Annotated in this window: 16 protein-coding genes; 3 read left to right on the plus strand and 13 right to left on the minus strand. The window is 45.7% G+C overall.

Annotated features, from left to right (window positions below; genetic code table 11):
• Positions 1-34 precede the first annotated feature (34 nt).
• From ACT6R0_RS05815 to ACT6R0_RS05825, 3 genes are read left to right on the plus strand one after another with little or no spacing between them, the layout of a single operon-like run.
• Positions 35-847, plus strand: coding sequence for an ion transporter (locus ACT6R0_RS05815; RefSeq protein WP_444652141.1), 813 nt, complete (start codon positions 35-37; stop codon positions 845-847).
• Entirely contained in the window at positions 847-1758 is a 912-nt protein-coding gene (gene miaA, locus ACT6R0_RS05820) for a tRNA (adenosine(37)-N6)-dimethylallyltransferase MiaA (RefSeq protein ID WP_444652142.1), read from the plus strand. The genes ACT6R0_RS05815 and miaA overlap by 1 nt, the downstream gene beginning before the upstream one ends.
• Positions 1758-2498, plus strand: a complete 741-nt coding sequence (locus ACT6R0_RS05825) for an acyl-[acyl-carrier-protein] thioesterase (protein ID WP_444652143.1) — start codon at positions 1758-1760, stop codon at positions 2496-2498. Before miaA ends, ACT6R0_RS05825 begins: the two co-directional genes overlap by 1 nt.
• A 161-nt stretch (positions 2499-2659) precedes the next feature.
• On the opposite strand, the gene ACT6R0_RS05830 is transcribed toward ACT6R0_RS05825, so the two are convergent.
• From ACT6R0_RS05830 to ACT6R0_RS05890, 13 genes are all read right to left on the minus strand, one after another.
• Positions 2660-3382: a response regulator transcription factor gene (locus ACT6R0_RS05830; RefSeq protein ID WP_444652144.1), complete on the minus strand. Its 723-nt coding sequence runs from the start codon at positions 3380-3382 to the stop codon at positions 2660-2662.
• 7 nt (positions 3383-3389) lie between these two features.
• Positions 3390-4931 carry an ATP-binding protein gene (locus ACT6R0_RS05835; RefSeq protein ID WP_444652145.1) on the minus strand — a complete coding sequence of 514 codons (1542 nt, stop codon included), beginning with the start codon at positions 4929-4931 and terminating at the stop codon, positions 3390-3392.
• A gap of 65 nt (positions 4932-4996) precedes the next feature.
• Positions 4997-5590 (minus strand): dephospho-CoA kinase, encoded by a 594-nt coding sequence (gene coaE, locus ACT6R0_RS05840; protein ID WP_444652146.1) that lies wholly within the window; start codon positions 5588-5590, stop codon positions 4997-4999.
• A complete protein-coding gene (locus tag ACT6R0_RS05845) occupies positions 5591-6589 on the minus strand; it encodes a glycosyltransferase (RefSeq protein ID WP_444652147.1) in 999 nt (332 codons plus the stop codon).
• 144 nt (positions 6590-6733) lie between these two features.
• The gene (locus ACT6R0_RS05850; protein WP_444652148.1) at positions 6734-12037 is read right to left on the minus strand and encodes an Ig-like domain-containing protein; all 5304 of its coding nucleotides are present in this window, start codon (positions 12035-12037) and stop codon (positions 6734-6736) included.
• 341 nt (positions 12038-12378) lie between these two features.
• Positions 12379-18729, minus strand: coding sequence for an Ig-like domain-containing protein (locus tag ACT6R0_RS05855; protein ID WP_444658653.1), 6351 nt, complete (start codon positions 18727-18729; stop codon positions 12379-12381).
• A 284-nt stretch (positions 18730-19013) separates the two neighbouring features.
• Positions 19014-20204 (minus strand): enoyl-ACP reductase FabV, encoded by a 1191-nt coding sequence (gene fabV / locus ACT6R0_RS05860; protein ID WP_444652150.1) that lies wholly within the window; start codon positions 20202-20204, stop codon positions 19014-19016.
• 52 nt (positions 20205-20256) lie between these two features.
• Entirely contained in the window at positions 20257-21909 is a 1653-nt protein-coding gene (recN, locus tag ACT6R0_RS05865; protein WP_444652151.1) for a DNA repair protein RecN, read from the minus strand.
• Between the two features lie 117 nt (positions 21910-22026).
• Positions 22027-22911: a type IX secretion system protein PorD gene (gene porD / locus ACT6R0_RS05870; protein ID WP_444652152.1), complete on the minus strand. Its 885-nt coding sequence runs from the start codon at positions 22909-22911 to the stop codon at positions 22027-22029.
• Positions 22904-24115 carry a bifunctional phosphopantothenoylcysteine decarboxylase/phosphopantothenate--cysteine ligase CoaBC gene (gene coaBC / locus ACT6R0_RS05875; protein ID WP_444652153.1) on the minus strand — a complete coding sequence of 404 codons (1212 nt, stop codon included), beginning with the start codon at positions 24113-24115 and terminating at the stop codon, positions 22904-22906. Before coaBC ends, porD begins: the two co-directional genes overlap by 8 nt.
• A gap of 9 nt (positions 24116-24124) precedes the next feature.
• The gene (locus tag ACT6R0_RS05880; RefSeq protein WP_444652154.1) at positions 24125-24439 is read right to left on the minus strand and encodes a DNA-directed RNA polymerase subunit omega; all 315 of its coding nucleotides are present in this window, start codon (positions 24437-24439) and stop codon (positions 24125-24127) included.
• A gap of 7 nt (positions 24440-24446) precedes the next feature.
• On the minus strand, positions 24447-25253 hold the full coding sequence (locus tag ACT6R0_RS05885) for an outer membrane protein assembly factor BamD (protein ID WP_444652155.1): 807 nt from the start codon (positions 25251-25253) through the stop codon (positions 24447-24449).
• Between the two features lie 151 nt (positions 25254-25404).
• Positions 25405-25917, minus strand: coding sequence for a ferritin (locus ACT6R0_RS05890; protein ID WP_444652156.1), 513 nt, complete (start codon positions 25915-25917; stop codon positions 25405-25407).
• Positions 25918-25955 lie beyond the last annotated feature (38 nt).

The raw sequence follows: 25955 nt of genomic DNA on the forward strand, positions 1-25955 counted from the left end.
GATCTCGTATATTTATTAAACAAAATAATCTTTCATGCCCATCATTTCGGAAAATTTCAGGAAGAAGCTCCATACCGTCATCTATGAGGCTGATACCCCGGCCGGAAAATTTTTCGATATCAGCCTTATCTTCGTTATCATCATCAGCGTGGTTGCCGTAATGCTGGAAAGCGTAGCGCCGATCAAGATAAAATACGGGTATGAGCTTGCTGTGGTAGAATGGGTCGTGACCATCTTTTTCACTTTTGAATACATTGCCCGTATCATTGCCTTAAAGCAGCCGGCAAAATATATCTTTAGCTTTTATGGCATTGTCGACCTGCTGGCAACACTTCCAAAATACATAGGGCTACTGTTCCCCGGCACAGGATTCCTGATAGCTATACGGGCGATACGCCTGCTGCGTATCTTCAGGATACTTAAGCTGGTGCATTTTGTTGGGGCTTCCAACCAATTGGCTGCGGCTATAAAAAAGAGCAGGGTCAAGATCGCGGTATTCCTGTTCAGCGTAGTGGTATTGTGCATTATCCTCGGCACGCTCATGTACATGATAGAAGGGCCTGAAAGCGGCTTTACCAGTATACCTACCAGCATCTATTGGACTATTGTAACCCTTACCACCGTAGGCTTTGGCGATATAACACCTGCAACCCCTTTCGGGCAGTTCGTTTCGATGCTCATCATGATATTGGGTTATGGCATCATTGCTGTGCCAACAGGGCTGGTTACAGCGCAATTCATTACCACACAGCCGCATGAAAATACGCAATCCTGTCCAAATTGCTCTGCCGAGCACCACAGGGACAATGCAAAATTCTGCTATAACTGTGGCCATACACTCAACTAATGGAAACTTCACCAAAATACCTTATCACCATCATAGGCCCAACTGCAATCGGCAAGACATCGTTGTCCATAAAGATAGCGCAGCACTTCAACTGTGAGATCATTTCTGCCGACAGCAGGCAATTCTTTAAGGAGATGTCCATTGGGACCGCCGTGCCTTCTTCGGAAGAACTGGAGGGCGCACCCCATCACTTCATACAAAACATCAGCATATTTGACGATTATACAGTGGGCGACTTTGAACGCGATGCTATTGCCAAACTCGACGAACTGTACCAAACTAACGACTTTGCCGTAATGGTCGGCGGATCAGGGCTATACATCGATGCGGTGCTGAAAGGGTTTGACGACTTCCCAGACATCGACCCCTCGGTGCGCGGGGAACTCATAACCAATTATGAAGAACATGGTATTATATATCTGCAAGAAGAATTAAAACGGCTCGACCCGGTACATTATGAGAAAGTCGCACTTGAAAATCCGCAACGGCTGATGAGGGCTTTGGAGGTGAGCATCGGCTCGGGCAGGCCCTACTCCTCTTTCCTAAATATCAAGAAGAACAGCCGGCGCTTCACCCCTATCATAATTGGGCTTGAAGCCGACAGGTCGACCACCTACCGCCGCATCAACGAGCGTGTAGACATCATGGCAGCCAGTGGGCTGGTCGAGGAAGCACGGGTACTCTACCCACATAAAAAATTGAACGCGCTTCAAACAGTTGGCTACCGCGAATTGTTCGCCCATTTTGATGGCGACATTACCCTCACGGAAGCATTAGAAGAAATTAAAAAGAACACACGCCGATTTGCCAAAAGGCAGATGACATGGTTCCAGCGTAATGAAGGGGTAAAATGGTTTGACTTTACCACGCCTTCCGAAGACATTATTAACCATATTGAAAGCATACGATAATGCCCATATCCGAAAAATTTGAATCAGTATATAGCCACGAATGGGAGATCAATTTCCTGCAGTGCACGCCTAATGGCTTGCTAAAGCACACCGAACTCTGCAACCTGTTGCAACTTACAGCAGGCTACCATGCCGAAATGGGCGGGCTCAGCTTTACCGATATGCAGCAGCACGATCAGGCCTGGGTACTGAGCCGTATGCGGGTAGAGATCGATGAGCTTCCTAAATGGCGCGATATCGTGACCGTAAAAACGTGGATATATGACCTGCAGGGCTCGCGTTCCATACGGGCGCTGGAAATGTACCTGGGCGATAAAAAGATAGCAGGCTCGGAAACATTCTGGGCAGTATTCAATACAAAATTACGCAGGCCTGAAGCCCTTGCCCTGCCCCATGAGCATTTTGAGAAATACCCGGAAAGGCGTGCAACGGTTGAAACGTTTAAAAAGGTAGACATATCACGGGAAGCGGCACTTCATTCAGAAAGGACTGTAGTTTTATCCGACCTTGACATTGTGTTCCATGCCAATAATGTAAAATACCTTGAATGGTGCCTGGACGGGATCGACCCTAAACCGATACTGAAAAACAAGCTTGCAAGCTTCGACATGAACTATATGCGCGAATTGATGCTTGGTGATACAGTTGAAATAAACAAGGGCAATGATGATGGTCAGGATCATTTTACGATCAGTAAAGACGGAAAACCGAGCTTTGCATTAGAATTGAACTGGAGGTAATAAAATTGAACTCTGATGATCATGCTAAGCTTAGCACGCAGCGGATCGAACAAATCATCGCGGATCTCTATTTACCGCATGACAGTAGCACACAAATACCCCTGTAAATATCAAAAGCCCTGCTTGTCGGGGGCAGGGCTTTTAAATCTCTGTTTCAGATATTATTTCTCTTCAGCTACTTTGTTTTTTACAACAAGCCTGAAACCTTCACCGTGAATGTTCAGTATCTCTACGTCCTCATCCTGCTTTAGGTACTTCCTTAATTTAGCAATGTAAACGTCCATACTTCTTGATGTAAAGTAATTGTCATCCCTCCATATCTTGGTAAGGGCAAGCTCCCTTGGCATAAGGTCGTTCTCATGCAATGCGAGCATTTTAAGCAACTCGTTCTCTTTCGGCGAAAGCTTGATAGGCTCATCTTCTGAGAATGTAAGGAAACGCAGTTTTGAGTTCAGGTGGAACTTACCGATCTGGAACTCGAACTTAGAGTTATCGGTTTTCGTTTCCGAAGCTTTCCTTTGTATGATGGCCTTGATCTTCATCAAAAGCACCTCAGAGTCGAAAGGCTTGTTCAGGTAATCGTCAGCACCAACCTTGTAGCCTTTCAGCACATCCTCCTTCATGGATTTGGCTGTAAGGAAAATGATAGGCACTTCCTTGTTTTTTTCCCTTATTTCGCGCGCCAGAGTATATCCATCTTTATAAGGCATCATCACGTCCAGTATGCAAAGATCAAAATTATCTTTTTTGAACTTTTCAAAACCTTCCATTCCGTTCTTAGCCAGTGTAACGTCAAAATCATTGATCAACAGATAGTCTTTCAGTACCGCCCCAAAGTTGGGATCGTCTTCGACCAAAAGGATCTTTTTGTTTACTTCTTCCATACTATGTTTAATTTATTAGTGGCATTTTTATTATAAAGGTGCTGCCTTTTCCTTTTTCACTTTCTACGTATATGTGGCAATTGTGGTCTTCAACAATCCTCTTGACATAAGCGAGACCAAGTCCGTGTCCCTTCACATTGTGAAGATCGCCGGTATGTTCCCTGTAGAATTTCTCAAAGATCTTCTTTTGCACATTTTTGGACATTCCCAGTCCGTTGTCTTTTATCTTTATCAGGACAAAGTCCTTCACATTCTCTGTAGCTACCTCTATAACGGGTTGATCGGGAGAATATTTGATGGCATTATCTAAAATATTAACAAGAACATTCGTAAAGTGCACATCATTTAGTAAAACTGTCGTCCTTTGTGCATGGAGGTGCCTTGTCAGAGAACCATGGCTTGCTTCGATGATCAGGTTCACATGCTCTATGGCTATGTCGAGAATGTCATGAATATCAGCCTGCTCCTTTACAATTTCAAGCTCTTTCTTTTCCAGCCTGGATATCTGGAGCACATTTTCTACCTGGGCATGCATCCGCTTATTCTCGTCGCGTATCATTTGCAGATAACGCTGTACCTTTTCCTTATCGTCAAATATTTTCGGGCTCTTTATGGCATCCAGTGCGAGGTTGATGGTCGCAATTGGTGTTTTGAACTCGTGGGTCATGTTGTTGATGAAATCGGTCTTTATCTCCGAGATCTGTTTTTGTTTTATCAACTGGTTTATCGCGCTCAGATAAGCTATTATTATGATCAGCGTAAAGATGATCGATAATGACGTTATGCCAACCAACTGAGTGAACAGGAATACCCTCTTTTGCGGGAAGCTTATCACCAGTACATATGCTGATGCACCGTCGCTGTCTGTAAACACATTATGGTGCAGTAGCGAACCCGGGTCCGGATCATACTTTAAATTATCCGACTTGATCTTTGTAGGCATCTGGTTGCGGTATATCGCAAACTCAAATGGCGTATGCACTTCATTCTGCTCAAGCTCATTGCGGATGATCCTCTCAACCTTATCTTTGGAAACCCATTTTTCAGGCGGATTGTACTCCCTATAATCCTTCAAAAACCCTGCCAATTGAAAGTCAAACCAACGTTCGCGATCATCGGCACCTGCCTTCTTGTCGGTACTGCCCTCCTGCCCTGCAGAAGCTTTGCTGCCCGACTTCCTTCTTACAAAATTATCAACCCTGTATTTATCAAAGAACACATCGCTATAATCCTCACGTGTTACGTTGTCAGAATAAATGATCGGCTTTCGCCTTGACCCGTCTTCCTGCACATAGAAAGGTACCAAATCATTCCTGTTCGGGTTCCCCCCCAGGCTGTCTTTTGCCTTAACGTATGTCTTATAAAACTCATCAGCCTCCTGCTCCTCAAGCTTGTTGGTCACTTTATCCAAAATGCCCTGTATGTGGTATCGGAACTGTTCATCGTTATTTTTGAGCGACGAATTGACCCAATATAACTGTACCAGTATAATGCCTATCAGTGACAGGCTCATAAAAAATACCAGTAAGCGAAATCTAGTTTTATTCATCTCTCCAAAATTAACATTTTAACATTTAAAGCCCGAAAATATTAACCAAAGATTAACAGCGGACTTTAATTAGGTACATTTGTTATAATTTTATATACTAAAAATGCATTTTCCCTCGCTTTTTCAGGGTCAATGTTCTCAATAATGTGATCACTCAAAGCAAGCTTTCTTTCATCATCCCACTGATTATCCATCCGCTCCATCACTTTTTCCCTCGTAACATTATCACGCTGCATTACCCTGCTTATCCTGGTCTCCTTCGGGGCTGTCACCAAAATTATGGCATCGAGATCTTTGTAGCTTCCAGTTTCGAACAGGATGGCGGCTTCTTTAATTACACAAGGCTTGTCGCTATGGCTTGCTGCCCAGTCCAAAAAATGCTGCTTCACTTTCGGGTGAATGATGCGGTTAAGGATATTAAGCTTTTCCGGATCGCTAAACACGATCCCTGCGATCTTTTGCCTGTCCGGAATACCATCGGTAAAGGCCGCTTCGCCAAATGCATCGCGTATCTCCTCTACTGCTTCGGGCAAGTACAATATTTTCTTTGCTTCATCGTCGGCAAAATAAACCGGTACGCCCCAGGAAATGAAATGACGGGCAATGGTAGTCTTCCCGCTCCCAATGCCTCCCGTTAAACCGATCATTTTTGTCTTCATCTATTTTCTAAAGAATAGTTCCGGAAATGCTTCTTCCGGTCCCTGCCTAAGGATATGCACTAAAACCAGCGATCTGAGGTAACCTATACCGTATCCGTAAAACTGGATCACCACAGCCACTAATGACAATAAACCGATCTTAATGCTCCTGTTTTGCAACGTCGAGGCAAAGAACAGAATTATGAAGTACAAAGTATAAAAATATAAGAAAATATTTATATTAATTAACATTAAGATAAGAGAAACAGCCAATCCGATGATAAATAGTGACGGAAATAAAAAGGTGATCTTTTTATATTCGGGATGCCAAAGATCCAGTATCGGCCTCGCTTTCCCGAATTTATTTACCTGCTTGTAAAATTTTTGCCAGTCGATCCTGCGCTTGTGGTACACAAAACAATCCGGATAAAGGCTGGTTTTAAAACCCAGCTTCCATAGCCTTATGGACAGGTCAGGATCCTCACCGGGGTGTATGTTCCCAAAACCACCCGATGCTTTGAACGCCTTCTCTGATAATCCCATATTGAAGCTGCGGGGTTGGAACTTCTCTATTTTTTCCGATTTTCCGCGAATGCCCCCTGTCGTAAGAAATGATGTCATGGTAAAATTGATCGCTTTTTGCACATCGCTAAACGAGTCCAGGGCCGCATCCGGGCCACCAAAGCAATCGGCATAATTAGCAGCAAGGTTTTGAGCAACATTAGCCATATAGTCCGGCGGGATAATGCAATCGGAATCGAGGATGATAAAATAGTCTCCACTGGCCTGCCTCATCCCAAAATTACGTGAATCGCCCGGACCGGTATTTTCTTTAAAAAAATAGGATATGTTGAGCTTTCCGGTATAGTTACCCACAACATCGCTGCACGCCACGGTAGAGCCATCCTCAATGATCACCACTTCGTAGTCTTCTGTATAGGTTTGAAGCGTTAGGCTCGCCAATAACTCTTCGATCTCATCGGGCCTGTTGTAAACAGGTATTATCAGGGAAATAAGCATCGTATGCGTAATTTTTAACAAAGTTACTTTTTTATAAATAAAAAACTTGCAAAATATTGGGCCGTCCTGCGAACTCACAAAAAAAGCCGCTGCATTGCTGCAACGGCTTTAAAACCTTCTATGATCGGGCTTATTGCCTTACCATTATTGTTTTTTCATGATCTTGATCGTCTTAACTGCATTGCCTGATACCACTTTCATTACGTAAGCGCCATCGGCCAGGCCTGACATATCAACTTTAGCCTGTGCGCTGGCAGGGTTTAGGGAAATAACCTGCTGGCCAAGCATATTAAATACATTGATCGCTGTAATGTCAGATGAGTAAGAAACGTTTAACACATCTTTCACCGGGTTCGGATAGTACTTGAACGAAGCAATATCGAAATGCTCACCGCCAAGGGCTACATCTACAGTAACTGCAAATGCAGTAGTACTCGAACATTGACCCACCGTCTGGATAGCATAGTAAGTATTGCCGGATACAAGCTGTGTGCCTGCAGCAAGAGCGTTCTCACCATTAAGTGCATCTTCTTCAGAAGCATACCATGTTACATATCCTTCAAATCCTGCAACCATAAGGTCTTCGATCGTAGCGTCATTAACATCACTTACAGTGATCGTTTGGTCGGCATCTCCCGTCAGAGCGTCAACAGTACCGATCGCAACAGCAACTACTGTCCTTTCCATACTTTCACAGCCATCAATTGTTTGAGAAGCATAGTACAGCATACCGTCAGCCAGTTCGGCATCGTCAGCAAGTGCAGTGCCTCCTGTAGCCGAAGTATACCACATTACATTGCTTCCTTCAACATCCAGGTCTGCAACCACAGCGCTTGTACAAAAAGCTTGAAGGAGTACAGTAGCAACCGGTGCAGCAGTAGTGTTAAAGGCTACAGTAACCATAGTCCTTGTAGCGCTTTCGCAGCCTGTCAGCATTTGGGATGCATAATATACACCGCCATTAGTAAGTGCGGCAGAAGAAGAAAGTGCTGTTCCGCCGGTAGCAGAAGCATACCACATAATGCTGTCGCCTGTTGCTGTTAGGTCGGCAACGGTCGCACCATTACAGAATGATTGTGTTGCATCAGCTTCAGGAGCGGCAGGTGTTGTAAGCGTTACGGTCACCATGGTCCTTGTAGCGCTTTCGCATCCGTCAACAGTTTGTGATGCATAGTACATACCTCCTGTTGTAAGAGCTGTACTGCCTGCAAGAGCAGTTCCGCCTGTTGCAGCAGCGTACCATGAAACGTTACCCGTTGCGGCAAGGTCTGAGACCATAGCCATATTACAGAACGTCTGTGCAGATGCAACAGCAGGAGCGTCAGGAGTAGTAAAGTCTACCATGACCATTGTCCTTGCAGTGCCTTCGCAGCCGCCAATTGTTTGAGATGCATAATACATGCCACCGTCAGTAAGCGCAGTAGTAGCCGCAAGTGCAGTACCGCCTGTAGCAGCAGCATACCATTTTATACCAGAACCTGTAGCCATAAGGCCTGCAACAGTTCCTGAGTTACAGAAAGTTTGTGTTGCAGCAGCAGTTGGTGCAGCAGTTACATTAACTACAACAGCAACAGCAGTCCTCAATGTGCTTTCGCAGCCATTAAGTGTTTGTGAAGCATAGTATACTGTAGTACCTGCCTGGAACGCAGTTGTACCTGCAAGAGCGGTTCCGCCCGTAGCAGCTGAATACCATTGGATATTCGAGCCTGTAGCTACAAGCTGCGATACAGTACCCGCATTACAGAATAACTGGATATCGTTAGCCACCGTAGGTGCAGCGGTAACATTGATAGTAACGGTTACCGGTGTCCTTAGCATGCTTTCGCATCCGTTCGCGGTTTGCGAAGCATAATAAGTAGTTGCGTTAACAAGAACAGCTGTATTTGCAAGCTGTGTGCCACCCGTAGCGGCAGCATACCATTTTATGCCTGTACCTGTTGCAGTAAGCCCGGTAACCGTAGCACCGCCACATACTGATTGTGCGGCATCAGCTATCGGAGCCGGTGTGCTGGTAAAAATAACTTCGATCGCATCTGTCACAGTACAACCCGATGGGTTTGTCGCAGTAGCAGCGTAAGCAGTGGTCATTGTTGGCTTAGCATATACCGTAGCCATTGGCTGGCCCGTGTAGGCTATTGTAGCAGCAGCATCTGTATAAAGTCCTGCCTGTGGCGCCCATGTAATATCAGCACCCTGCTGGCCTGTCAGAGACACGTTGTCAATTGCCCAGAAGTAACCCCATACCGCATCGAACTTAAATCGCACATATACTACCGGCTGGTTAAGGAAAGGAGCCGTAAGTGCGATGTTCGCAGCGTTGAAAGCGGTATAGGCACCGGTGTTGGCACTATACGTTTGAAGCGTTGTCCATGTCGTACCATCTGTTGATGCCTGTACAAGTCCTGAAGAACCTGTTGCCCAATGTTGGTAGAAGTGGTGGAATGCCAATGTAGCCGAAGCATAACCAACAGTACTGAACGATGGTGACTGAAGGGTTGTAGATGTTGTACTTCCACTACCCTGTTGGTCGCTATTCGACATGTAGAACTGCGAATTGTCATTACTATGCACAAGCTGGTATCCAGGGATCGTATAGCCGTCGGCACGAAGGGTCCATGCCGCATTAGCAACCGTACCACCAGTACCTGTGTTGGTCGTTGTCCAGTTGTTCGTAGCACCATTGAAGTTTTCTGACAAAAGCGTATTTAGTGTAGTTGCTCCTGTAGCAGTTATCGCCACAGCAGATCCACCTTCGCATATCGCTGCACTGTCAGCAAGTACAAGCGCTGTAGGCAGCACATTTACGTTTACTGTAAATGTAGTAGTAGTAACACATCCTGATACAGTGTTCGATGCTGTAAGCGTATAGGTAGTAGTTGCAGTAGGGTTAAATGTATAACCTGCAGCTGCATCGCCCGATACTCCTGCAAGTGGTGTCCATGCAAAGGTATCAAAAGAAGTCCCGCCTGTTGCAATGGTCACAACATCTGATGACTGGCCCACGCAAATAACATCTGAAGCTGCGCTAAGGGTAATAGATGAAGGCGCCGTTACTGAGAACGGAGTGGCCGATGTAGCCGTACCCGCGATCGTAGTTACAGATACCACACCCGAAACGCCAGCAGGAACAGTAGCTACTATCTGGGTCGCTGTATTAGATGTTAATGGCGTAACCGGAGTGCCGCCAACAGTTACCGTAGCATTGCCAAGGCCTGTACCTGTGATCGTGATCACACCTGTTGCAGCACAGTAGCTTGCAGGAGTGAACGATGTGATAGCAGGAGCCGGAGGCATGACCGCATTGATAGTATAATCTTCAAAGCTTCCGTATGTACCGGTATAGCATGGGCTGCTCGGCCCTGTATCCGTATCTGTAGCACCTATCCTCATCCTGTGAGTACCTGCGAATGTTGCATTGGCCGGCACTACAAATGAACCGCTAAGGACAATTGGCGCAACGGCACCTGAAAGGCCTGTGTAAACAAGTTCACCGGCATCGGTAAAGTCAAGGTCGTTATTCCAGTCGATCCAAATTTTCGTACCATAAGTATAGCAGCTAAAAGCATCACAGCTGTTAAGTGCTATAGTAAAATTCACTGTTGATCCCAATGTAGCATCAAAGCTCATGGCAGAGTAGTTGCCATAGTTACCTGTTTCGCCGGCAGTGGTATTGTTTATCGTACCCATTGTAACATTAGTTATACCGGTACCATCAACACTTGAAGGTGCAGGCGTACAATAGCCTGTAAAGAAGCTTGAAGGCCCTGTCCATGCACTCTGGTCAGATGCAGTACAGTTTGACCTTACCCATACATAATAAGTAGTGTTAGCCGCAAGGCCACCAAGCGGTGATGTCAAAACACCAGCGCCAACACTGCCTGTAGGTGTAGTTCCTGCGGTAGGAGCAGTATTAGTAGTACTTACATAATACTGGTATCCGTTAGCAGGAGCTGTAGAAGGGGCGGTCCATGAAACCGTACCCGAAGTAGTTGTCACCACGGCAGCTGTTACAGCTGTAGGAGCGAAACATGTTGGGCTAAGCGTAACAGAAATATCATCCACCATCAGCCAGAACAAGTTCGCTGCAGAATAGGCCTGAAAACCGAAGTAATATACGCCGGATGTAGCAGGAGTAAAATCTACAAAATTTGTCAACGGACTGGTCGTAATGCTTGGATGGTCGGCCAGTACATTCGTCATAGCAGTTGCAACATTTGATGTTCCGTAAGCTACTTTAAGCTTTTCAGCTGAGCCGCCGCTTCCGTACTTATACGCGATCCTGTAGGATGTCCCTGCGGTAAGGTTTAGCGCTTTTGTGTAGAACCATGCATTGGCAGCATTGGAAGAGTTCCATGCATACCTTAGGGTTTTGTTCGTAAAGCCATATCCCGGATTGTTAACGGTTGTCCAGTTGTTACCTGAACCGGCATTTTGCAGCGATGTACATGATGGCATGGCAGGTACTGTCGCCGACTCAAAATCCTGAGTGTACGGTATGTCCTGTGCGTCGCATGCTGTGGTAAATGTCGCCACAGTGCTCCATGAACTTGTATCGCTAGCGCCGCATTTACCCCTTACCCAAATATAATAAGGTGTATTGGAAGTAAGAGAGCTAAGTGGTAGTGATGCTGTAGCCACGTTACCTGTAGGTGTAGTACCTGCTGTAGGAGCTGTGTTAGTTGTAGAAAGGTAGTAATCATAACCCATTGCAGGGGCCGTTGCAGGCGCTGTCCAGGTTACTGTTGCACCACCATTGGTGATCGCGTTCACGTTTAGCCCGGAAACAGGGAAACATGATGGCGGAGGCGAGATCACAAATCGAGCCTGCGGTTTCCATGCGTTTACCAAATTCGTTGTCACGCCACACTGGTTGGCGCCGTCAGCACGCGAAAACCTGCTGCTGTTGGCGGCAGTGCCATAGGTAAATACCTGTCCGTAAGGAGTAGTAAATGCCGCCGCGCCATAACACACATCTACAAGTATGTTGCTGGTACCATCCCAAATAAAGGGAGAAGACAGCGTGAGCATATTATAGCCTGCGACCGGTGTAAGGCTGGCGCTGTATACTTCCGAAAGGGTAGCCGTATTATTAGCGGCCGAATCTGTAGCAGAAGTTTGAGCCATCCTCACCTTGTAGTTTGGCAATACCGGAGATGCTGTAGAAACATTCCAGCCAAATTGCGTAACCGCTCCGGCAGAACCTCCGGCAGCAGTGATCTCCGCAGCTGTATACACGACCTGGAAATGCATGTACTCATAATACGCATTTACCGGCCCAAGGCCTGCAGCGGTCGTGTTAGCTGTGGATGTGGTGGTGCCAGACCCTAATGTAACGGTGGTTTGGGCCTTCAGACCCGTGACCGTCAGTAGATAAAGCACCAGGCAAAAATGCCAAAACCTCAAATTTTTCCCAGAATTTGAGGTTTTAAAAATAGTAGTGTTTTTCATTTAATAAAATTTATAAATTATTATCAATAAAGTTAACTAATTATCTATAAACTTAACAAAAAGTTAAACTTTTATTCAATTTTTAAATATTATCTACAACATATATCGTTTTAGTATAAAATTCACATGATAAAGGTTTATTTTTTGTAAAATATTATCATATCCTTAATATACACGTTAAAAAATATCCCTAAAAGCGATCTAAATCGGCATTGTTAATAGGATAATCCTTAATTAGTATGATTTACAGCAATAAAGTTTATTACTGTTATTTAAAATATGATAAACAAAAAAGCCACCCGTTATGGGTGGCTTTCCAAGGCATCTGAACCTTTATAAAATTACTGTTTTTTTACGACCTTGATCGTTTTTACAGTATCTCCTACAGTTACATTGACAATGTATGTAGCCTCAGCAAGCGAAGAAAGGTCTACTTTAACTTCATTCGCATTCGGTTGTTTTGAAAGTACCTGTTGTCCAAGTAGGTTAAATACCGCGACGGAGGTTATCTCTGAAGTGTAAGAGATCGTAAGCACATCTTTAACAGGGTTTGGATATACCCTGAACGCAGTGTGGTTAAAATCTTCCTTGCCCAACACTACATCTACCGTTACGGCAATATAGTCAATGCCTGAACATTCACCTATTGTTTGTACACCATAGTAAGTATTGCCCGACACTAATTGTGTACCGGCAGCAATAGCGCCTGTACCATTTTCAGCATCGATAGCTGTTGGATACCATGTGATCGTTCCACCGGCGCCAAGCGTTACAACAATATCTTCGATAGTCGCGTCGGCAACGTTATCAACAGTGAAAGTCTGCGTTTCGGCCCCTTGAGGAGCATCCGGAACAGCAGGAGCATCGTTGATAACTACTGTAGCTGTAGCAGTACATCCATCGGCATTTTTAACGCTAACCGTGTAAGTACCCGGAGCAACGTTCTCAAATATTGATGATGGGCCAAATGTAGTACCATCAATACTGTATGTATAAGCATCTGCGATCGGAGTACTCACTGTGATCGTACCTGTAGCTACAGCACATGTTGGCTGTACCAGTACGGTTACCGGAGCAACAGGCACTTCAGGGGCAGCATTTACTGTCACTGTTGTAGTCGCTACGCAGTCGTTGGCATTTTTAGCAGTTACTGTATAAGTACCAGGGGCAAGAGCACTAAATGTAGCTCCCACCTGGAAAGCTGTACCATCGATACTGTACGTATAGTCAACTCCAACCGGAGCAGTAACTACGATAGTTCCCGTAGCTACAGCACATGTAGGCTGGCTAACAGTTGCTACCGGAGTGGCTACAGTAGAGATAGTCACTGTAACCATTGTCCTCACTGCCGACTCACATCCTGTTACAGTTTGCGCGGCATAGTATATTCCACCATTTGTAAGTGCAGTTGTGGTAGCAAGGGCTGTACCGCCTGTTGCATCACCATACCATGAAATAGCAGCACCTGCAGTACCTGTAGCTGTAAGGTCAGCAATAGTAGCAGCATCACAGAATGTTTGTGAAGCAGCAGCAGTTGGAGCAGCCGGGGCATTGATCGTAATAGTTACAAGGGTCCTTGCAACACTTTCGCATCCTGTTATTGTTTGCGAAGCATAATAAGTACCACCATTTGTAAGTGCAACTGTAGCTGCAAGCGCAGTTCCGCCTGTAGCTTCGTCATACCAGCTTATCGTAGCACCTGCTGTACCTGTAGCCATAAGATCGGCAACTGTACCGGCATTACATAGTGTTTGCGTAGCCGTTGCCGTTGGGGCAGCCGGAGTAGTAAGCGTTACTGTTACCTGTACCCTGGCAGTGCTTTCGCATCCGTCAATTGTTTGTGATGCATGATATACACCTCCATTAGTAAGTGCGGTCGCAGCATCAAGGGCAGTTCCGCCTGTAGCGGCAGCATACCATTTAACACCGGTACCAGTAGCAGAAAGGTTAGCCACGGTAGCAGCATTACAGAATGTTTGCGTTGCATCTGCTGTAGGTGCTGCAACAGCATTTACAGTAAGTACGCCACTCACATTCGATGTACCGTTCCACTCACCTCCGCTAAAGCCTCCATAATAGAAAGAGCCTGTAAGGAATTTGAAACGGCTTGCATAGTAATATGTACCTGCAGGAAGTCCTGAGATCGTGTACATATACTCATCATTATTGTCTGACTGAACGTTGAACGTAGCAAGATGCCATGCTGTTTCTGGCCATGTTGACGGGTCGCCTGCATTTGCAGAAACACCTATCCACGCAGTGATATTAGCGCCTTGTCCGGCAGCTTGGGTAACACCGTCCTTGTAAACCTGAGCATAAACTGTATGTGTACCACAGGTATTGATGGTCCCTGTAGCAGGGTGCTGCAGGTTAGCCCAGTCGATACCGCAGTTAAGTACTGTTACATCCGCAGTAGCTGTTCTTGTACATCCTGCCGTATTTGTAACGGTAGCTGTATAAGTAGTTGTTGCCACAGTGGCCGCCGACTTAACATATACCGTATTTGCATTAGTGCCAGCAACATATGGTGTCGCAGCTGTCGCATCCGTATAAAGGTTAGCAGCCGGAGACCAGGTAACCGTATTGGAAAGGTTGAATGCGAACCTTGCATTTGGCCTTGCCGTACGTACACCTTTAGTTGTAACCGTAGTAAGGTCCAAAGCCTGTAGGCTTGCTACACCCGGAGGTGTGGTGCTGTCCTTAACCAGGTAATAAGCACTGTCGAATGTTGTTGTTGTAGTCTTTATCGTAGTACCTGCACCATTTCCTCCGTTACCGGAATTATGTACAACTTCTACAACGATATTGCTTACACCATCCCATACGAAAGGTGTAGTAAAGTTAAAGGTAACAAAACCTGTTGTACCCGCTACCGGAGTATAATTGGCATTATAAACCGTAGAAAGTGATGTGAACGGTACGAATCCACCCGTCATGTTCTCATTAGAAGAAGAACCGATCCTTATGGTAAGGTCGTTCAATGTTTTATCCGATGAGTTAGCGAAATCGAAAGCGATCGAGCTAATTGCCACGCCGGCGATCATTCCCTGCGCTTCAAGTTCTGCTTTTTTGTATAGCATTTGTGTCCAGTGGCCACCATACCATGCATTGAACGGATTTGGATGCTCAGTAGAGCTTGGAGCCGTTGTGCCCGTACCTATGCTAGCATTTCCTGATACTGTTCCACCTGTAGCTGTAAGTGCCTGTACAGCATCAGTACATATAGTTGATGCAGCAGGAGAAAGCGTAATTGCAGATGGCAATGCGTTAACCGTTACAGTAAACGTTTTGCTCACAGAACACATACTTCCCGCAGACTGTGTAGCAGTAAGGGTATAAGTAGTTGTAGCCGTTGGATTGAATGTCCATCCGGTAGTCTGGTTCCCTGTTACGCCTGTAGCCGGAGCCCATACATAAGTATCGTAATCCGCAGCGCCGGCAGTAACCGTTACTGTTGACGATTGTCCGTTACAGATCGAAGCCGTAGCCGCGCTCAGTGTAAGCGCCGGAGGTGTAGTAACCGTAGCTGCTACAGCCTGGCGTGGAGAAAGGCAAAGTTTATTACCATTAAAGATGAACTTTGGCCTTAACGAATAAGACGTAAGGTTACCACCACTTGTTGCACCACATGCTACAGAAGCAGCCGTTGCTGAAGAGGTATGGAATTTAACAGTCGATACGTACGATGTAACATCAGCCGCTACCGTCCTGCTCATTGTTGCAGATGAAGAACCGTTCCCGTGGCAGAATTCAACAACGATATTAGAAATACCGTCCCATACGAATGGTGTAGTAAACGTAAATGTATTAATACCTACAGTAGGAAGGTATGACGGACTTGTATAAACTGTTGCAAAACCACTGTTGCTTGTAAATGCGGTCATTGAAGTTGCATTGCTCGCACCAACCTTGATAGCCAGGTCGATCATTGGCAATGTTCCTGCCGATGTAACATCAAGAGCAATGGAGTTGATAGCACCGGCACCTATACCGGCAGCATATAGCTCAGCCGCGGTGATAAGGTGTTGCGTGTGGTTGTTGCTCCACAAAGAGTAGAACGGGTTAGAATAGGTATCGGTAGTTGTCGCACCGGCACCCACAGCTACATCCGTGTTAAGGGTCGATGATGCGCTGCTCACATAATAGTTGGTCGTAGCAGAGATAAGCGGTGTAGTGAATGCGTTGCCTGTAGCGATCACACTACCGCCTGTAGCAGCATTATACCAAATATACTGCGCACCCGCAGGGGCAGTAGCCGATAGCGCTACAGTACCTTGTCCGCAAACAGATCCGCCTGTAGTGGCAGTGATATCCGGGTAGTCACAAAGTGTAGTGAATGTTCCGGAAGGTGTCCAGTTACTAAAGTCAGAACCACATACGCTCCTTACAAAAACATAATAGGTCGTAGAGCTTGTAAGTGAACTTATGTTAGCAGTTAGTCCAGCAGCAGGTGTTCCTGCACCGGCAGGTGCTGTATTTGTTGTAGATACAACATACTGATATCCGGTTGGCGAACTTTGAGCCGGAGCTGCCCAGTTTATCGTAGCACTGTTCTTCGTAACACCAGTAGTTGCAGCCAGTACGGGGGTTTCACACGCCGGGATAGCTTCTATGATCAGGTTACCGATGTGGAAGTCATAATCCTGGTCAGCCTGGTTAACCGGGCCGTCTGTTGCCTGGAAGGCGATCTGGATCGTTTGTCCTATATACGCGTTAAGTAAAACAGTATACTCTGTTAGCTGGTTGGTAAGCGTAGTGGTGCTTGCAGCGTCAAATGTATAAAGAGGGGTCCAGTTGGCACCACATCCGTCTGTAGATACAAGTACCATTACCTTATCATCTGTACCCTGCATACGATGTACGTCGGCAGTAGTAGTACCAGCATTGGCATATTCAGCGATAGCAGCCTTAAACTTCAGCCTGCTGTTAGCAGTGATCGCCATTTTAGGGCTAATGATCCATGCATTGGTAGTATTATCAAAAAGGTTCACTTTAGCTGTAGTGATCCCGAAAGCGGTAGATTGCCTCCAGCCTGTAGATGTATCCAGTCCGTTCACAGGATTGGTGCTTGAAGGGTTGGTACCCGCAACAGTAGGGATAGATGCTTCATACCATCCCGGTACTGCCGTAGAAAGGTTCGCACCAGTATAACCTGTAAAGTTGTTAATAACAGCAAGCGGCAATGTAGCCGGTGAAAGCGTAGTAACTGTTATTCCATTTGTTCCTGTAGTGGTATTGTAATAATAATCGTATGGGCCCGGACCGCATCGGTTATAATCAAAAACCTTTACATAGTATTGTGTTCCGCAGGCAAGTCCTGTAATGGTTACCGATGTACCGGTACCGTCATAAACTATCTGCTGGCCTGTACCTGCATAAGCAGCTGCTGCGGTAAGTGCAGGCTGGCCGGTCACGTTCACAGGGTCGGTTATAGGAGTAGTGCTCACAACCACCATCCTCCTGCCGCCGTTGCCGACGGTCCAGCTTGCAGAAAATGCATTGATGGATGTATTTGCAGCAGTTACAGTAATTGCGGTCGCCTGTGTCGATGGCGCTGCAACAGGGTTGATAGTTGTAACTTCAGAGTATACGGCGTCGCCACCGTTCGCACAAGTTACTTTTAGCCTGTACTGTATAGATGCTCCTGCGAATACAGGAGGTGTGTAGCTTGCTGTCGTCGCACCCGTTCCGCTTGTTACAGATGCCCAGTCAGTTCCGCCATTAAGCGATTCCTGCCATTGGTAAGCGATACCCGGTATTGAAAGCGAAGTTGCCCCCGCTACAGTTATTACGCCCGGCGCTGTGCCTGAACATACAGAGCGGATCAGTGTCGTACTGGTAGTTCCCGCTACAGGCGTAGCAGTACATGCTGCCGGTGGTGACCACTTGAAAGTAAGTCCCGGAACCGGGAAGGTCACCGTAGTGTTGAACGACATTTTAGAAGAGTTGGATGTACCTGAAACAGAGGCATTCCAGTCGGTTGTCGTTGTCCTGTTATTGATGTTGGTAGCAAACGTGTTGTTTGGCCCCTTAATACCAACTTCTGCAACCCATGCAGTTGCGGCTGTTGATGAGGTTGCCATTGAACCATAAACAACTTCAACTACGTTAGATGTTTCGTTAAGTACGATCTGGTAGTTAATGCTGCTTGTTTGTGCACCAGTGGTATACCTTTTTACATTTTTCCACTGAACAACAAGTTTACGGTTAGGAGCCGACCCTACAAGGGCATAAGACAATTCTGAACCTGCTTGTCCCTGCATGTCAGTACCCGCACCACTAATAACATTGCTAATCGAAGCAGTGCCGCTTGATAGTGGTGTGCTCGTACTTTCAATAGCGAACGAACCTGTACCAAGTTTGATCCATCCGTTGTAGTTAACAGCAAATTTGTCATAAGCAACACCGTCATAAACAAAACTGAACCCGATAGGGAACCCTGTATTTGTTATTGAACCTGTCTCACCTGTGGTATTGTTGTTAAATACCTGGTCATCACTCCCTACAGCACCTAAAACGGTACCTCCGGAGATCTCTGTGTAGGTGCCGTTACTCTGTGAAAATGTGTAGAGTGTGGCTACCTGGGCTTTTGCCATCTGGACGCAGAATAGGAAAAGAACGCACATAGAAAGCCATGCAACTCTTCCATTCCCTACTGCCCGATAAGCAATTGCAGAAGTAAATTTTCTCATAGTTTATTAATTATTTTTAAAAAGTTAATAAAACTATAAATTTTAAGCCAACCTTTCTGTCAAAAGTGCGATGGTGTTACATTTTTAGTAAAAATCAAAATATTGTTATATTTAATTATATAAAAACTGTTAAAACATATTTTAAATCAAATATATAAATATTAAGTTAACAGTTATTTGTTAAATAATTACGCAATTTTTTCTTCTTAATTTGGTAAGTTATTAATATATATGCATAAAAAATACCCTTTCGGGCATTTTTTATCACAAATTCAATACTATTCTTATTTAATACTTTCAACCTGCACCATTTCATTGGCATCTTTATTATAATCAACATTCGGGTAGTCAAATCCGAACAGGTTATAAAAATCTTTGCGATACCCCTCAAGGTCGCCAATTTCTGACAAGTTCTCAGTTGTGGCCTTTTCCCAAAGCTGCGCTACCTTAGCCTGTACATCATCACGCATTTCCCAATCATCTATACGTATGCGGCCTTTTTCATCTACCGCGACTTCGCCCGAGGTATAAAGCCTTTCGGCATAAAGGCGCTGCATCTGCTCAATGGTACCTTCATGGATACCCATCTCTTTCATCGTTTTATATAGTAGCGATATATACAAAGGTATGACCGGTATCGCCGAACTCGCCTGTGTTACAAGCGCTTTGTTAACCGATACATATGCCTTTCCTCCTATTTCCTTCAGGTTGTCAGATATTTCAAATGCCGTAGCCTCAAGGTGGTCTTTGGCACGGCCAATGGTACCTTTTCTATACACAGCTTCTGTAAGCCCAGGCCCAATGTACGAATACGCTACTGTAAGCGCCCCTTCTGCGAGCAGGTCCTCCTTCTTTAGCGCATCGATCCACATCGCCCAGTCTTCGCCACCCATTACTGTAACGGTATTCTCAATGTCATCGCCTTCAGCTGGCTGGATAGTAACTTCAGATACTTTTCCGGTATGGAAATCTACTGTTTTGTTGCTAAACACCCCGCCTATCGGCTTGAGTGTCGATCGGTGCAGCACGCCTGTTTCCGGATGCTGGCGCACAGGCGAGGCAAGGCTGTAGATCACAAGGTCCACCTGCCCAAGGTCGGCCTTGATAATGTCTATCGTTTGCTGCTTTACTTCTTTAGAAAAAGCGTCGCCGTTAATGCTCTTGGCGTAAAGCCCGGCCGCGTGCGCTTCTTTTTCAAAGGCAGCCGAATTATACCATCCCGGCGAAGCGGTCTTGCCCTCCATAGGTGGCTTTTCAAAAAATACGCCTATGGTAGCGGCATCGCTGCCAAAAGCGCTTGTTATCCTGGATGAAAGCCCAAAGCCTGTAGAAGCGCCTATTACAAGCACTTTCTTCGCTCCCGCGATGGGGCCTTTCAATCTTACATATTCGATCTGTTGTTTAACATTTTGCGCTGCACCGTCCGGATGGGCGGTGAGGCAAATGAATCCTCTCATTCTTGGTTCAATGATCATATCTTCAAAAATATAGTTTGTAGAATTAGTATAGCAAATATAGCCTGATTTTTTAGTTCAGCAAAGCCCTCGCATGGTTTAAGGCCGAATCGGTAATATCCTTACCCGAAAGCATCTCTGCGATCTCCCGCACACGTTCGTCATGCGAAAGCAGCTTGAGCTCAGACACTGTTGTCTCACCCTGTGTGGTCTTGAAAACCTTATAATGCTGTTGCCCTTTGGAGGCTATTTGCGGCAGGTGTGTTATGGCAAATACCTGCATTGTACGGCTCATGCCTTTCATGATATCGCCCATCTTATTGGCTACTTCACCTGAAACACCCGTGTCGATCTCATCAAAAATAATGGTAGGCAATTTGGAATATTCCGCCAGCACGGCTTTTACCGCCAGCATGATGCGCGACATCTCCCCGCCGGAAGCTACCTTCTTCAGCAGACCGAAATCAGTACCCTTATTGGCCGAAAATTGAAGGCTCATAACGTCCTTCCCGTTATTGTGATATGCATCCGATGCCCTTACCTCAAACCTGAACCTTGCGTTCGGCATGCCCAGCTGCGCCAGTATGAGCGTGATCTTTTCGGCAAGTACAGGTATAGCACGCTGCCTTTGCTCATGCAATAAAGCGGCAGTATCATCTGCCTTTGCGCTGTATCTTTCACTTTCTGCGACCAGCTTTTCCATAGATGAATCGATATCCCCGGCAAGCAGCGCCTTGCTGTCCAAAGCCTCTAGTATGGAAAGCAGCTCTTCAACTGTAGCCACACTGTGTTTTTTTTGCATCGAATAGATCAGCTGCAATTTCTGGTTTACACGCTCCAACTCTTCAGGGTCGTTGGCCAGGGTTTCGTAATTTTGAGAAAGGTCGCCGGCAATGTCATCCAACTCGATAAGCACGCTCGACACCCTTTCATAAAAGTCATTATATTCTGCCGATATGCCGCTTACTTTTTGCAGCGCGGCTTTTATTTCCTTCAAATTCTGTATGGCACCCATCTGTTCCTCATTGGCTACAGCCAAAGCCCTTGCCAGCGTCTCCTTGATAAACTCGACATTTCCCAGCTTCTCAAGGCTGCTTTCCAACTCCTCCTGCTCCCCTGCCTTCAGGTTCGCGGTGAGCAACTCCTGCAGCAGGAACGCATTATAATCTTCTTCTTTAGACAGCGTTGCCTTTTGCTCCCGCAACTTCCTAAGTTCAGCCTGTACTTTTTTATAGGCCGCCAGCTGTTCCTTGTATTTCATGAGTATGGAGCCGTTCCCGGCCACCGCGTCCAGTATCTGCATCTGGTAGGCCTCATCACTCAGTTCGCGGGTCTGCTGCTGCGAATGGATATCGATAAGGTAGTAACCCAACTGCTGCAATTCCTGTAAATTAACAGGGCTGTCGTTCACGAACGCGCGCGACTTGCCCGAGGGTAGTATCTCCCTGCGGATGATGGTCACCTCTTCATAGTCCATGTCATTTTCCGTGAAAAATTCCTTCAGGTTATAATCCTTAATACCAAAATGGGCTTCTACAACGCATTTCTGCTCTTTGTCTTTTAGCGAAGAAAGATCGGCACGGTTGCCCAACACCAATCCCAATGCCCCGAGTACAATGGATTTACCAGCCCCGGTCTCGCCGGTGATGATGGAAAGGTTATTAGAAAAATCAATATGGAGCTGCTCAATGAGCGCAAAGTTCTTAATGTGTAGTGTTTGCAGCATGGGTATTGCGATAGCTTTACAAATATAGTATTTTAGGTTAAGATATGCAGGTTTAGCTACAAACAAAAAGCCTCAAAACAAAACTGCTTTGAGGCTTTAAATTATATCGAAAAATAATTACCTGATATTATTCCACTTGGAACCGTTCAAAGGCGAGATCCTGTTAAGTGTATCTACCAGGTCGGTCAAGGTCACCTGCGGCCCTCCCGAAAATATGTCAACCACTTCATTGGCCTTCGCGTCAAAAAATGTCCTCATAAGGAACGAGTTGGGCCTGGCACTGTGCACAGCGCTCAAACCCTTTAGCGCCGCGATGATCTTATCTTTTGCTTCTTTAGGATTTTCAGACATTTTATCAAGGCCGCCTATGTGATAGCTGTATAAAGCCTCTCTCCATGCTGTATACGTATTGGAAAGGATGTCATTAATAAGAAAATACCTGTTCTGGTTGCCATCCTGCTGGCTCCAACCTTTGTAGTTGCTGCCCTGTGCCAGCGTAGCCATGCCCTGTGCGGCCTGGTAATAGTCGGTGCCTCCGTTCTTCGCAAAACTATCGGCATCCATACCTATGATCACATTGGCATAAAAAGATACTACCCCAACGAGGTTAGAATCAAAATTGTTCGGGTTATAAATAAGGTTTTCCCCCTCGGTATAACGAAAGCTTACATCCTTGTCATTGTAGTTGAATATCGGTGTGGAAAAAGTCGAGCCATAAACCGGCCTGGTCGACTGCACCTGCAGCGAGGCGCTGAATGAATTGGAATCATATGCCGAGATCGTGAATATCATCGAGCAGTCGATGCGCTCGCTGCGCCCAAAGTTGCGGCTTGTCCAGCGGGTATTGTTCACAAAATCACCAAGCGACTTTTCCAGCGTCTTGAATATTTGCGGATTGGCATCGGTAATCATCTGGTAATTTACCTGCACTGTGCAGTTAAGCTCCTGCGCCTTTGCGGAAAAGCCCAAAAACAGCAGTAATACGCCTATATATCTATACATTGTAATGCTTTTTTATTTTATCGATAATATCTTTGGCAACATCCTCTTTAGACTTCAGTTCCATGGGCTCCTGGCGGCCTCCCCTGTCAATGAAGGTCACTTTATTCGTCGGTTTGCCAAAGCCGGCCCCTTTGTCATTAAGGGAGTTTAAAACTATCAAATCTAAGTTTTTTTTGGCGATCTTCGCTATGGCGTTCTCAATTTCATTTTCGGTCTCCAGGGCAAACCCTATAAGGTACTGCCTGTCCTTCTTTGCGCCAAGCGAAGAAAGTATGTCTTTTGTCTTTTCCAGTTCCAGTACCAACGTTCCCACGGTCTTCTTTATTTTTTGCGGTGCAATAGTTTTTGGCCTGTAATCGGCAACAGCGGCAGCGGCAACAGCGGCATCTGCGTCATCAAAATACTCATGGCACGCATGGTACATTTCTTCCGATGATGTTACACGTACCACTTTTACCATTTGATGTTCCAGCTTTAGGTGGGTCGGGCCGGTGACCAAAACCACTTCAGCGCCTTCATCGGCAGCGGCTTTCGCAATGTCAAAACCCATCTTACCGGTAGAATGGTTCCCTATAAAACGCACAGGGTCTATCGGTTCGTATGTGGGACCTGCAGTAACAAGTATTTTTTTTCCGCGAAGGGGTAATTTGCCTTCGATGTCTTTTTCGATAAATGCTACGATATTCTCAGGTTCAGCCATCCTCCCTTCGCCGTGGAGCCCACTGGCAAGCTCACCCGATTCGGCAGGGATCATAATGTTGCCAAAACTTTTGAGCGCCTCGAAACTTGAAACTGTAGAAGGATGCCTGTACATATCCAGATCCATGGCCGGGGCAAAATACACAGGGCACTTGGCAGAAAGGTAGGCAGCAATGAGAAGGTTGTCGGCATTGCCGGAAACCATTTTAGCCATGGTGTTGGCCGTAGCAGGCGCAATGACAAAAAAGTCGGCCCAAAGGCCAAGGTCCACGTGGTTGTTCCAAACAGCATTCTCATCCTCCTCATTAAAAAAGGAAGAATATACCGGATTTTTGGACAGGGTGGACAGCGTTAGGGGTGTAATAAAATCTTTAGAGGCAGGTGTCATGACTACTTGTACATGTGCACCTGCCTTTATAAATAGCCTTACTAACGACGCTGTTTTATACGCGGCTATCCCACCGGAGATCCCGAGCAGTATTTTTTTGCCGCTTAAAACAGACATGGCCGTATATTATTTAGATTCTTTGTATGAAACTTTACCATCAAGCCATTCCTGTACGGCAAGAGCGTGCGGCTTAGGCAGTTTCTCATAAAATTTAGAAACCTCGATCTGTTCCTTGTTCTCAAAGATCTCCTCAAGGCTGTCGTTATAAGTAGCAAATTCTTCAAGCTTCTCGATCAGTTCCTTTTTTATTTCGGTATTGATCTGGTTGGCCCTTTTTGCCATAATGGTAATTGCCTCGTAGATGTTACCTGTTGGTTCTTCGATCTTGCTCTTATTGTAGGTAACGGTGTTTACCGGGGCAGTTGTTTTCTTTAGGTCCATGGAGTCTTTATTTAGAAAATTTTTGTAATTCAGCTTCAATTTTTGCGAGGTTTTCATCAGCCTCTTTTTTGTATTTGGTCTCCGGCCTGAACTTAACCAGGGCGGCATAATTTGCCTTGGCATCGGTAAGCCTTTGCTGCTGCTTTGCAGGTACACTGTTTATGGCCAGCAGGTAGGAAGAATCGAATTTATAGTAAAGCGCGTCTTCCTTTAATGGTGTGCCGGGGAAGTCGATAAGGAAATTGTCGAACGCCTTGATAGCGGCATTGTAATCTCCAAAATATTCGCCGGTCTTGTGGTACTGCTTCGCGATTTCATAAGCCTTCTTCTCAAGCTTCTCCCTTAGCTCCTTTACCAGTTGGTTAGCCTCGGGCATCAGCTGTGAATTCGGGAAATTATTTATGAAGGCCTGGAGTTTGTCCAGCGCCTTGTAGGTATCGGTTTGGTCCAGCGAGTAACGAGGCGACAGCTGGTAGTAGCTTTTTGCACCTAAGAACGATGCTTCCTCGATCATCGCGCTCCTCGGGTAGCTGGCTGTGAACTTCTCGAACTGGTAGCCTGCCGTATAAAACTGTTTTGTTTTGTATAATGACTGCGAATACATATAGAACATCTTCTCCGCCTGTGGCTTGCCGCCGTAGGATGGCGCTATTTGTTCAAAAAGGCGTATCGCCTTAGCGTATTTTCCTTTTTCATAAAGCATTTCGGCTGTTTCATATTTCATCTTGATGTCATCAGATTTCAGCGCCTTCTGGAACTGGCTGCACGATGAGAACACTAATGCGATAAGGACTATGTAAAAAAATCTTGCCATATATATTGGTTAAACTGCAAAGCAGCCGCTATTTTTAAAGCAACTGCAAAATTAGGTAATAATTAGGTAATACAAAAATCTTTTTTCAAGGCGTGGTCAAAGAAAAAAAGATGCCCTGAAAGCACCTTCTTTAAACTGTATTTTGAAAGATTTATTGTACGATGTTATGTCCGGCGGCACTAAAGTTTTTCATATCGTTGTCAAACAGGTACAAACCACCCTTATCGTCACCTATCAGGTCGATCTTGTCGAGGATCAGTTTGGCTGTGGCTTCCTCCTCTATCTGCTCGCTTACATACCATTGCAGGAAGTTGCTCGTGGCGTAGTCCTTTTGCGAAAGCGCGATGTCGACAAGGTTATTGATAGATTCGGACACCTTAACTTCATGGCGGTACAGCTGTCTGAACAGCGCCTGGAACGAGCTATAGTCAAGTTTTGGCTCGTCCAGAGCAGAGACTATGGCGTGCCCGCCCCGCTGGTTCACATATTTCACAAGCTTGAGCATGTGCATCCTCTCCTCGTCACTCTGCCTGAACATGAACGACGCAATGCCGTCAAAACCCTTTACCTCGGCCCAGGAGGCCATGGCAAGGTATATCTGCGATGATTCCGCTTCGGCCTTTATCTGCTCATTGAGCGCTGCCTGCATTGTATCTGATAGCATGATCTTTATTTTTTAGTGTGATATCCTTGATCTTACAA

The organism is Flavobacterium sp. (assembly GCF_052437795.1).
In the GTDB taxonomy this organism is placed as follows: domain Bacteria; phylum Bacteroidota; class Bacteroidia; order Flavobacteriales; family Flavobacteriaceae; genus Flavobacterium.

Coding starts and splice junctions, on each gene's coding strand:
- ACT6R0_RS05815 (WP_444652141.1), top strand. CDS start 35: ATGCCCATCATTTCGGAAAATTTCAGGAAGAAGCTCCATACCGTCATC.
- fabV (WP_444652150.1), bottom strand. CDS start 20,204: ATGATCATTGAACCAAGAATGAGAGGATTCATTTGCCTCACCGCCCAT.
- ACT6R0_RS05850 (WP_444652148.1), bottom strand. CDS start 12,037: ATGAAAAACACTACTATTTTTAAAACCTCAAATTCTGGGAAAAATTTG.
- ACT6R0_RS05830 (WP_444652144.1), bottom strand. CDS start 3,382: ATGGAAGAAGTAAACAAAAAGATCCTTTTGGTCGAAGACGATCCCAAC.
- ACT6R0_RS05890 (WP_444652156.1), bottom strand. CDS start 25,917: ATGCTATCAGATACAATGCAGGCAGCGCTCAATGAGCAGATAAAGGCC.
- coaBC (WP_444652153.1), bottom strand. CDS start 24,115: ATGTCTGTTTTAAGCGGCAAAAAAATACTGCTCGGGATCTCCGGTGGG.
- porD (WP_444652152.1), bottom strand. CDS start 22,911: ATGTATAGATATATAGGCGTATTACTGCTGTTTTTGGGCTTTTCCGCA.
- recN (WP_444652151.1), bottom strand. CDS start 21,909: ATGCTGCAAACACTACACATTAAGAACTTTGCGCTCATTGAGCAGCTC.
- ACT6R0_RS05845 (WP_444652147.1), bottom strand. CDS start 6,589: ATGCTTATTTCCCTGATAATACCTGTTTACAACAGGCCCGATGAGATC.
- coaE (WP_444652146.1), bottom strand. CDS start 5,590: ATGAAGACAAAAATGATCGGTTTAACGGGAGGCATTGGGAGCGGGAAG.
- ACT6R0_RS05855 (WP_444658653.1), bottom strand. CDS start 18,729: ATGAGAAAATTTACTTCTGCAATTGCTTATCGGGCAGTAGGGAATGGA.
- ACT6R0_RS05885 (WP_444652155.1), bottom strand. CDS start 25,253: ATGGCAAGATTTTTTTACATAGTCCTTATCGCATTAGTGTTCTCATCG.
- ACT6R0_RS05825 (WP_444652143.1), top strand. CDS start 1,758: ATGCCCATATCCGAAAAATTTGAATCAGTATATAGCCACGAATGGGAG.
- miaA (WP_444652142.1), top strand. CDS start 847: ATGGAAACTTCACCAAAATACCTTATCACCATCATAGGCCCAACTGCA.
- ACT6R0_RS05835 (WP_444652145.1), bottom strand. CDS start 4,931: ATGAATAAAACTAGATTTCGCTTACTGGTATTTTTTATGAGCCTGTCA.
- ACT6R0_RS05880 (WP_444652154.1), bottom strand. CDS start 24,439: ATGGACCTAAAGAAAACAACTGCCCCGGTAAACACCGTTACCTACAAT.